Source organism: uncultured Pseudoflavonifractor sp. (assembly GCA_904419835.1).
In the GTDB taxonomy this organism is placed as follows: domain Bacteria; phylum Bacillota; class Clostridia; order Oscillospirales; family Oscillospiraceae; genus Pseudoflavonifractor.
The window spans coordinates 1-9507 of sequence record CAJFTA010000073.1 but is presented as its reverse complement, the minus strand read 5'-3'; the positions used below and the strand labels follow the sequence as shown (position 1 = coordinate 9507).

The 9507-nt window shown below is 59.2% G+C and carries 9 protein-coding genes and 1 pseudogene; 9 read left to right on the top strand and 1 reads right to left on the bottom strand.

The features are described from left to right. The 3 genes and pseudogenes from tuf to QZY67_RS10840 all read left to right on the top strand — a co-directional run. Positions 1 to 220 (top strand): annotated as a pseudogene (gene tuf / locus QZY67_RS10850) (elongation factor Tu); the annotation flags it as partial. A 503-nt stretch (positions 221 to 723) separates the two neighbouring features. Continuing rightward, a complete protein-coding gene (locus QZY67_RS10845; RefSeq protein ID WP_295370253.1) occupies positions 724 to 1578 on the top strand; it encodes a mechanosensitive ion channel family protein in 855 nt (284 codons plus the stop codon). Positions 1579 to 1603: 25 nt separating this feature from the next. Then, positions 1604 to 2194, top strand: a complete 591-nt coding sequence (locus QZY67_RS10840) for a hypothetical protein (protein WP_295370251.1) — start codon at positions 1604 to 1606, stop codon at positions 2192 to 2194. Between the two features lie 61 nt (positions 2195 to 2255). Here QZY67_RS10840 and QZY67_RS10835 read toward each other — a convergent pair whose 3' ends face one another. Beyond that, positions 2256 to 2735, bottom strand: coding sequence for a DUF4830 domain-containing protein (locus tag QZY67_RS10835; protein ID WP_295370249.1), 480 nt, complete (start codon positions 2733 to 2735; stop codon positions 2256 to 2258). Between the two features lie 103 nt (positions 2736 to 2838). On the opposite strand from QZY67_RS10835, the gene QZY67_RS10830 reads away from it, so the two are divergent. The 6 genes from QZY67_RS10830 (at position 2839) to QZY67_RS10805 (ending at position 9373) form a co-directional block, all read left to right on the top strand. Continuing rightward, entirely contained in the window at positions 2839 to 3624 is a 786-nt protein-coding gene (locus QZY67_RS10830) for a pseudouridine synthase (RefSeq protein ID WP_295370247.1), read from the top strand. Positions 3625 to 3775: 151 nt separating this feature from the next. Then, positions 3776 to 4867: a helix-turn-helix domain-containing protein gene (locus QZY67_RS10825; protein WP_295370246.1), complete on the top strand. Its 1092-nt coding sequence runs from the start codon at positions 3776 to 3778 to the stop codon at positions 4865 to 4867. A gap of 347 nt (positions 4868 to 5214) precedes the next feature. Further along, positions 5215 to 5907, top strand: coding sequence for a cell division ATP-binding protein FtsE (ftsE, locus tag QZY67_RS10820; RefSeq protein ID WP_294536374.1), 693 nt, complete (start codon positions 5215 to 5217; stop codon positions 5905 to 5907). Continuing rightward, positions 5891 to 6790, top strand: a complete 900-nt coding sequence (gene ftsX, locus QZY67_RS10815; RefSeq protein WP_295370243.1) for a permease-like cell division protein FtsX — start codon at positions 5891 to 5893, stop codon at positions 6788 to 6790. Before ftsE ends, ftsX begins: the two co-directional genes overlap by 17 nt. Before the next feature lie 20 nt (positions 6791 to 6810). After that, complete coding sequence (locus QZY67_RS10810) at positions 6811 to 8091, top strand: M23 family metallopeptidase (protein ID WP_294536369.1); 1281 nt, start codon at positions 6811 to 6813, stop codon at positions 8089 to 8091. Between the two features lie 109 nt (positions 8092 to 8200). After that, the gene (locus tag QZY67_RS10805; RefSeq protein ID WP_295370241.1) at positions 8201 to 9373 is read left to right on the top strand and encodes a S41 family peptidase; all 1173 of its coding nucleotides are present in this window, start codon (positions 8201 to 8203) and stop codon (positions 9371 to 9373) included. The last annotated feature ends 134 nt before the right edge of the window (positions 9374 to 9507 follow it).

Genomic DNA, 9507 nt, shown 5'->3' with positions numbered 1-9507 from the left:
CTTCTTCAACAACTATCGTCCCCAGTTCTACTTCCGTACCACCGACGTGACCGGCATCATCACCCTGCCCGAGGGCACTGAGATGTGCATGCCCGGCGATAACGTCGACATGGACGTGGAGCTGATCACCCCCATCGCCATCGAGAAGGGCCTGCGCTTCGCTATCCGCGAGGGCGGCCGTACCGTCGGTTCCGGCGTTGTCATCGACATCAACGAGTAATTGAGGTCCTGACACACAACTGATGTGCGCTTTCAGAGAGGCTTTATCCATTTTGGATAAAGCCTCTCTGCATGTCGAAAAACCTTGGTTGAACAGAATTCGCCTGGGCTGGGGCGGGGGAGCGCGAGGGGGCAGCCGCCCGCCTCGCGTGGAATCGAATGCCCCGGAAGCTTTGCTGGGCAAGGCTTCCGGGGAGCGGAGCGGGGACTTTTGCGCCGCTATGCGGCGCGAAAGTAACGGCATTTTTGAAGGCTGTCGAAAAAGTCCAAGGACTTTTTCGACAGCCTGAGAGGCTTTATCCATTTTGGATAAAGCCTCTCTTTTTTGTCAATACGCAGGGAAAAATTCGAATAACGTGGGACTATACGTGGAAAATGCAGGATGCACTTCACATTGGAAGGTGAATGTTGTATAATAATGCCGTTATACAAGGCCTGCCTGATATCTGGAACGGCATTGCTGGGGGCTCTTGTCTGAAATCTATGAGGGGGGGGCGGCAGGCGGTGGACAGCAGCACGAGTGTGGACGCGGCTGTAGGCGCGGATTCCGAACAGGTAGTGGATGCCTTTACAAAGTTTTTTCAGGTGCCGGATCTCTGGCGGCGGGTGCTCTATGTGGCGCTCCTTCTGGCGGTATGCCTGATCGTTATGAAGCTGCTGATGTCGGTGCTGAACCGGGCGCTGAACCGGCTGAACATCGAAAAGGGGCTCCATACATTTATCAAGTCAGTGGTCAAGATACTGCTCTGGTTTTTGACCATAACCATTATCCTTGGATATATCGGGATAGAGGTTACCTCGCTCATCGCACTGCTCTCCGTCATTGGTCTGGCAGTCTCCCTTGCTATCCAGGGTACGCTCTCCAATCTGGCGGGAGGTATTCAGGTGCTGGTGTCCACACCCTTCAAGGCCGGAGACTATATTGAAACGGAGAGCATCAGCGGAACCGTGAGTGAAATCGGGCTGGTGTACACCAAGATCAGGACCTATGACAACAAGATTGTCATGATCCCCAACGGCCAGATCTCCTCTGCCAAGATTACCAATTACACCGCAGAAGAGCGGCGCCGGGTGGATTTGAAGTTCAATACTGCTTATGACGCGCCGGTAGAACTGGTAAAGGAGACCATTCAGTCGGTTATCCGCAGCCATCCCAAGGCTCTGCTGGATCCGGCGCCTTTCGCACGGGTTTCGGCCTATAAGGACAGCTCCATCGAGTATGCCGTGCGGGTGTGGTGCGCCACCGACGACTACTGGGACCTCTATTCCGACCTGTTGGAGCAGGTAAAGGCTGCCTTTGACAAGAACGGAATCGAGATGACCTATAACCATCTGAACGTCCACATGAAGCGGGAGTAGAAGAAGACACAGGAGGCGGTTACCCATGGAGAAGCAGTTTTCCGCGGCCGGACAGGGGCTGATAAAGATATTTTTTGGTGTATGCCTGTCTGCGGCCTATGTACTGCTGAATACCACGGGGCTGGTTCTTGGACTGATGCCGCTGCGCGTACTCTCTGCCATTATATGTCTTGCTGCATTTTTCATGGTGTTTGTGGGGCTGACAGCATCCTCCATTGCGGAGAGCGGCTACCGCCGGGCTATATGGTGCGCCCGGCTGGGCGCCGTAGCCGGGCTGCTGGCTGCGCTGATTGTGGACAACTCCATTCTAATTTTCGCCCTGGCAGTGTTCCGGCAGCTGATGGAGCTGGCGGGGATTATGATTGTCTGCCGCCTGTCCAACGGCCTGGTGGCGGAGCGGGATGGAGAGGCGGACTCCGGAAGAGGAGAACTGTCCTGGCGGCTGTGCATCCTGTGCGGCGTGGGCGGCATCATCTCCGGCTGTGCGGCTTTATTTTTTGCAAACAGTAAAATGCTGCTGGCATCAGTAGCAGTTTATCTGGTGCTGCAGCTGGCGGGACGGCTGATATTTATGGTGTTTTTGTACCGGTGCCAGGGGGCTTTGCAGGGGCACTGAGGGAAAAGAAAAGAGCGCCGGGCGTTTTCATGTGCGCGGCGCTGCGGCGTCCGGCGCTTCCTCAGGACTGGGGAAGCGCCAGACCATGGATAAAGCCGTCCAGCTGGCTGGAGAGAACCTCGCCGCCGATGACGGTATTTTTGTAGACCAGAAGCCCGGCCTGGACGCCGGTTTCACCGGTTGGATAGTTGGTGATGGTGTAGGCGTAGCGTTTGACCCGTTTTCCACAGTATTTGGTTAAATCAAAGCCCTGGCTGGACTGGAGCTCCAGGTACTGGGTATAGGTTTCGTCAAAGGTTTCGGGGATCAGGAGCTCCTCCACTGCGGCGGGCTCCGGGTCCACGGTCCAGCCGTACTGCTCCAGATAGGCGACCCTGTCCCCGTTGGTTCGAACTCCATTGGGGTCTGCCAGCGCGGAGACTGCCGTCCCTCTCCCGCCCAGGAGGACGAACAGGGCCACCAGCGCGCCGCAGAGCACCACCCCGGCCACTGCCGCGGCGGTGAGCTTTCTGCGGTCCACTTTGGCGGTAAAGATAAACACAGCGCAACGCTCCCTCCGTTTTATGTCGTGGTAATCCATATGTGGGCGGGGCGGAAGTTATGCCAGAAAAGGGCGGCGAATCACACGGACAGGAGAGGACAATATGGAGCGGCTGGATAAAATTCTGGCCTCCACAGGGCGCTGGTCCCGGCGGGAGGTAAAGGAGCTGGTGCGGGCCGGGCGAGTGACGGTCAACGGCATGGCCGCCCGCAGCCCGGAGGAGAAGTACCGCAGAGAGGACTTGACTCTGCTGGTGGACGGTCAGAGCGTACTCTGCGAGCGATATACTTATCTGATGCTGCACAAGCCGGCCGGGCTGGTGTCGGCCACGGAGGACCCCAGACAGGCCACGGTGCTGGATCTGCTGCCGGAGCACCTGCGAAAAATCGGGCTGTTTCCGGCCGGGCGGCTGGACCGGGATACCGAGGGGCTGCTGCTGCTGACCAACGACGGAGCCCTGGCCCACGACCTGCTCTCGCCGCGAAAACACGTGGACAAGACCTATTTTGTCCGGGTAGAGGGGCGGCTGGACCAGTCGGATGTGGAGGCCTTTCAGAGCGGCATGACGCTGGGGGACGGGCTGGTCTGCCTGCCCGCCGGGCTGGCGCTGCTGGAGGCCCCGGACGAGGCGCTGGTGACCCTTCGGGAGGGGAAGTACCACCAGATTAAGCGGATGCTGGCGGCCCGGGGCAAGCCGGTGCGCTATCTGAAGCGGCTTACCATGGGGCCGCTGGTGCTGGACCAGACCCTGGAGAAGGGCCAGTGGCGTCCGCTGGAGGAAGAGGAGCTGACACAGCTGCGGTCCGCCGGGGGAGCCTGGACGGAGAATCCACAAAAAAATTGCCGGATAAATGCTGAAAACGGCGAAAAAACAGAAAAATTTTCCTGATATTGTCATGAAGTTAGGAAGCGGCAGACCCAGTTCGGCAATTTTCACAAAAAATTTTGCGTTTCCTATTGAAATGCACAAAAAAATCCGCTATACTGTAAAGGAAAATGTGCGTTCCCATGATAATAGAGTTTGAGGGAGGCTGTCGCCTATGTCCAGCAGGATTTTTCAGAGCGTCGTATTACAGATGAAGGAGAGCTCAGACAGAGCCATTGGCGTCATCGATTCCGAGGGAACGGTGGTAGCCTGCAATGAGCTGACGAATATTGGAGAGCGTTGGCCCGGCGCAGTGGAGATCATCAATGCCGCGGGAAACGACATTGCCACCTTTGAAGGCAAGACCTTCAAGCCCCTGAGCGGCTGGGGCGCCCAGTTTGACTACGCCGTGTTTGTCCGCGGCGAGGATGACCACGCCCGGCTTATCTGCGCCATGGCTGCCGTGGCCCTCAACGGGGCCAAGACCTACTATGAGGAAAAGCATGACAAGGCAACCTTTGTCAAGAACATTATCTCCGATAACATCCTTTTGGGAGATATCTATGTCCGGGCCAAGGAGTTGCACTTTGTCTCGGAGGTGCCCCGCGCCGTGTTCCTGATCCGCCAGGTGGGCTCCACCGATGTGGGCGCCATCGACGTGGTCCAGTCTCTGTTCCCGGAGAAGCAGGTGGACTTCGTCCTCTCCATCAGTGAGACCGACGTGGCTCTCATCAAGCAGCTGTCCGACACCACCGAGGGCAAGGACCTGTACAAGGTGGCCAAGCAGATCGAGGACGCCCTGGCTGAGGAGCTCAACATAAAGGCGGTCATCGGCATCGGCACCATCGTCAGCCACATCCGGGATCTGGCCCGGGCCTACAAGGAGGCCCAGGTGGCCATCGACGTGGGTAAGGTGTTTGACACTGAGAAGAGCATTATCAACTACGAGAACCTGGGCATCGGCCGCCTGATCTACCAGCTGCCCACCACCCTGTGCGAGATGTTCCTCCAGGAGGTCTTTAAGAAGAACCCCATTGACGCCCTGGATCAGGAGACCCTGTTCACCATTAACAAGTTCTTTGAGAACAACCTGAACGTGTCGGAGACGGCCCGGAAGCTCTTTGTCCACCGGAACACCCTGGTGTACCGCCTGGAGAAGATCAAAAAGCTGACCGGCCTGGACCTGCGGGAGTTTGACGACGCCATCACCTTCAAGGTGGCCCTCATGGTTAAGAAGTACCTGATCTCCAGGGGCATTGAGTCCTGAACATGACAACCGTATAGGGGACGCCGGTACCGGCGTCCTGCCAGGCAGCCAAAAAAGTCAAGGGCTTTTTGGGCTGCCTGCAAAAATGCCGTTGCTTTTACGCCGTACAGTGGCGTAAAAGTCCTCGCTCCGCTCGCCGCAAGCCTTGCGCAGCAAGGCTTTGCGGGGCATTCGATTCCACGCGAGGTGGGCGGCTGCCCCCTCGCGCTCCCCTGCCATCTCATACAGGCGCTTTTTAGCCGAGGCTTTTCAACACGCTGAGGGGACGCCGGTACCGGCGTCCCCTATATGCGGTTGAACGGATATGTATTGATACGCATGATAACTATCAGGCAGACGAGGTAGCTATGATTCGACTCATCGACATCTATAAGACCTATGATAACGGTACAAAGGCACTGAAGGGGATCAATCTGCGGATTGACGACGGGGAGTTTGCCTTTCTGGTGGGGCCGTCCGGCTCCGGCAAGTCCACTATCATTAAGTTGCTGACGGCCGAGGTGGCCCCCACGGACGGACGTCTGATGGTAAACGGCTATAATCTGAACACCATCCGCCCAAACCAGGTGCCCTATCTGCGGCGCACCCTGGGGGTCATCTTTCAGGATTTCAGGCTCATCGAAAAAAAGACGGTGGCGGAGAACCTGACCTTTGCCATGCGGGTGGTGGGGGCATCCTCCCGGGAAATCCGCAAGCGGATCCCCTATGTGCTGGACCTGGTGGGCCTGTCCAAAAAGAAGGACATGTGCCCCAATCAGCTCTCAGGCGGCGAGCAGCAGCGGGTGGCCATCGCCCGGGCGCTGGTCAACAACCCCAGCATGATCATTGCCGACGAGCCCACCGGCAACCTGGACCCCCAGCGCTCTCTGGAGATCATGATGCTGCTGGAGCGCATCAACGAGCTGGGCACGACCATGCTGGTGGTTACTCACGAAAAGGAGCTGGTCAACCGCTTCTCCAAGCGGGTGGTGGCCATTGAGAGCGGCAGGATTATCAGCGACGAGACAGGCGGGTATTACAACAATGAGACAACATTTTAATTTCAGCTATTTTCTCTCGGAGGGATTCCACAACATCTTTACCCACGGTCTCATGTCCTTTGCCGCCGTATGTATGATTGTGGCCTGCCTTCTGATTATGGGCTCCTTCTCCCTGGTGGCCGTCAACGTGGGCAATATGCTGGGGGAGCTGGAGCGGGACAACGAATTCCTGGCCTATGTGGATGAGACCATCCCGGAGGAAGAGGCGGCTGCCCTTCAGAGCACGCTGGAGGCGGTGCCCAATGTGGCGTCGGTCCAGTTTATCAGCAAAGAGACCGCCAAGGAAGACTATGTGGAGCAGTACGCCAGCGGAGAGGACGCGGAGCTGTTCCTGGAGCTGCCTGACGATGTGTTCCGGGACCGGTACAGCATCAAGGTCAGGGACATTGAGCAGTTCTCCGCCACTGTGGAGGCGGTGCGGGCGGTGCCCGGCGTGGCGAATATCCAGGCCATCCCGGAGATTGCCCAGGGCTTTGTGGTGGTGAGCAATGTGGCCAGCGGCGTCGCCATTATTCTGGTGGTCATGCTGGTGGTCATGTCCCTGTTCATCATCGCCAATACCATCAAGCTGGGCACCTTCACCCGGCGCAACGAGATTGCCATCATGAAGATGTGCGGCGCCACCAACGGCTTCGTGCGCTGGCCCTTTGTGTTTGAGGGCATGATCCTGGGCCTTGTGGGCGCGGTGGCGGCCTTTCTCCTCCAGTGGGGCGTGTACAGCCTGATTGGACAGGCGATTGAGACGTCCGATACCATCCAGCTCATCAACATCATTCCCTTCGAAACCATGGCGCTGAAGGTGTTCGGTATCTTCTGCGGCACCGGCCTGGCAGTGGGTGTGGGCGGCAGCATGGTGGCCATCGGTAAGTTCCTGCAGGTGTAGGACAGAAAAAGGAGATACTCATGGCACAGAAACAGCAAAACCAGAAGACGGGAAAGAAGAAGGTATGGGACGCCAGAAGAATCCTGATGGCGGTTCTGGCCTGCGTGATGGTAGTCCTTCTCCTCCTGCCCATCCTCACCATGGCCATGCCCGCGGCCCGGGCCGTGACGGAGGACGAGCTCCGGCAGCAGATCGAGGCTCTGAAGGGGAGCGCCTCCGACGTGGAGAGCAAGAAGGAGGAACTCCAGAGCCAGCTGGAGGAGATCCAGGGCCAGAAGGACAAGGCCATGCAGGAAAAGCAGCTCCGGGATCAGGAGCTGGCCTACATTGACCAGCAGATTGCCAATACAGAGAGCATGATCGCCTACTACGATCAGCTCATTGAGCAGGAGACCGCCAACCTGGCCGAGGCCCAGGCCAAGGAAGAGGCACAGTATGATCTCTTCTGCCAGCGGGTACGGGCCATGGAGGAGGGCGGAACGGTCTCCTACTGGGCCATCCTCTTCAATGCCAGCAGCTTTTCCGACATGCTGGACAAGATGGTTTTCGTCCAGGACGTGATGGACTACGACAATGCGGTGATTGAGCAGCTCAAGGCGGACCGGCAGGCGGTGGCCGACGCCCTTACCGCGCTGGAGAGCTCCCGCACCGAGCAGGCCAACCAGAAGACGCTGCTGGACCAGCAGCGGGCGGACCAGGCCGTCAAGGTGGAGGAGGCCGCCCAGGTGCTGAAGAACCTGGAGAGCGACGTGGCCGAATATGAGCGCCTGCTGGAGGAGCAGGCCGCCGAGGAGGCCCGGGTCAACGACGAGATTGCCCAGCGGGAGGCAGAGCTGGAGGAACTGATTCGGCAGAACCAGATTCAGTTTACCGTCAGCAACGGCTGGCTCTACCCCCTGCCTACCAGCTGCATGACGCTGACCTCAGCCTTTGGTTACCGGATTCACCCCATCACGGGCCGGCCCCACAGCCATACCGGCACGGACATCGCCGCGCCCTACGGCACACCCATTAAGGCGGTAAAGAGCGGCGTGGTCACCATCTCGGAGTATGGAAGCTCCTATGGCAACTATGTGGTCATCAGCCACGGCGACGGCACCACCAGCCTCTACGCCCATATGAGCAGCCGGGCGGCCAGCGCGGGCGACGTGGTCAGCCAGGGCGATGTCATCGGCTATGTGGGCTCCACCGGCAACTCCACCGGCAACCACCTGCATCTGGAGATCCGGGTCAACGGCAGCCGGGTAGACCCGGAGCAGTACTGGCCGGATCTGCCCTTCTATCGCCAGTACAATACCTGATAACCGGAGAATATGCTTATGACGGGAGCGGGCGGGGGAGAGAATCCCCGCCTGCTCCCGGTTTTTGCAGCGTATCCGTACAATCTCTGCCCGGAAAGGAAGCATCTCAATGAGAAAAAAACGTTTTTCCCCGCTGGCCCTGATACTGACCGCGGTAATCACCCTGGCGGTTGCCCTCGGCGGCACGGCCCTGGCCGCATGGGTGGTCATCGGGCCCCAAGGCCTCACCCTGCTGGAGGGCCTGGCCCTGATCAACACCCGCTTTGTAGGGGAGTACGAGGAGAGCGAGGTGGTGGACGCGGCCATGAACGGCATGGTGTCCGGCCTGAACGACCGCTGGTCCTACTACCTGGATCCGGAGAGCTACGCCTCCACCCAGCAACGCCGCCAGAACGTGTATACCGGTATCGGTGTGACGGTGAACTACAGCAATGAGGAGGGGCTTACCGTGATTGGTGTCACGGAGGGCGGTCCCGCCGACCAGGCCGGCCTCCGGGTGGGGGACATCATCATCGCCGTGGACGGGACCTCCCTGGCCGGAGACGCCCGCTATGACGGCGCCAATCTGATCCAGGGTGAGGCGGGTACCAGCGTGGAGCTGGAGGTCCGTGGGGCCGACGGAACCGTGCGGACAATTACCGCCTCCCGCGCCCAGCTGGAGACCGACCCGGTGGAGTACCAGCTGCTGGAGAGCGGCGTGGGCTATATCCAGGTGAAGAACTTCTACCGCCGCAGCGCCGACGGCGTGAAGGAGGCGGTGGACGACCTGGTGGCCCAGGGGGCCACGGCCCTGGTGTTCGACATGCGCAACAACGGCGGCGGCTATCTGGATGAGCTCACCGAGATGCTGGACTATCTCCTGCCCGAGGGGCCCATTTTCCGCCAGCAGGACCGGGACGGCAACGAACAGGTGACCAACTCGGACGCCCATTTTATTGACCTCCCCATGGCCACGCTGGTCAACGCCGACACCTATTCCGCCGCTGAGTTCTTCGGCGCCGAGCTTCAGGAGCAGGGGGTGGGGGTCATCGTGGGGGAGCCCACCTCCGGCAAGGGCTACTCCCAGCAGACCTTCCCGCTGCCCGGCGGCGGCGGACTGGGCATCTCCACGGAGAAGTACTTCACCGGAAACGGCGTATCCCTCATCGGCACCGGCGTCACCCTGGACCGTGAGGTGTACCTCTCCGAGGAGGAGAGCCAGCTGCTGCTGGCGGGGCAGCTGCCCCACGAGCAGGACAGCCAGCTCCAGGCCGCGCTGGAGCTGCTGGGCGTTAACGAGTGAACAGAGTCCGTCTCATCTGAGACGGACTCTCAGCGTGTCGAGAAACCCGCCTATGCGTCAAGCATAGGCGGGTTTCTGTGGAATAGAGGCCAAAGAAGGAAAAGTGCAAATGGAGCAAGCTTCACCTGCCATAA

Coding starts and splice junctions, on each gene's coding strand:
- QZY67_RS10840 (WP_295370251.1), top strand. CDS start 1,604: ATGGAGAAGCAGTTTTCCGCGGCCGGACAGGGGCTGATAAAGATATTT.
- QZY67_RS10830 (WP_295370247.1), top strand. CDS start 2,839: ATGGAGCGGCTGGATAAAATTCTGGCCTCCACAGGGCGCTGGTCCCGG.
- QZY67_RS10825 (WP_295370246.1), top strand. CDS start 3,776: ATGTCCAGCAGGATTTTTCAGAGCGTCGTATTACAGATGAAGGAGAGC.
- ftsE (WP_294536374.1), top strand. CDS start 5,215: ATGATTCGACTCATCGACATCTATAAGACCTATGATAACGGTACAAAG.
- ftsX (WP_295370243.1), top strand. CDS start 5,891: ATGAGACAACATTTTAATTTCAGCTATTTTCTCTCGGAGGGATTCCAC.
- QZY67_RS10810 (WP_294536369.1), top strand. CDS start 6,811: ATGGCACAGAAACAGCAAAACCAGAAGACGGGAAAGAAGAAGGTATGG.
- QZY67_RS10805 (WP_295370241.1), top strand. CDS start 8,201: ATGAGAAAAAAACGTTTTTCCCCGCTGGCCCTGATACTGACCGCGGTA.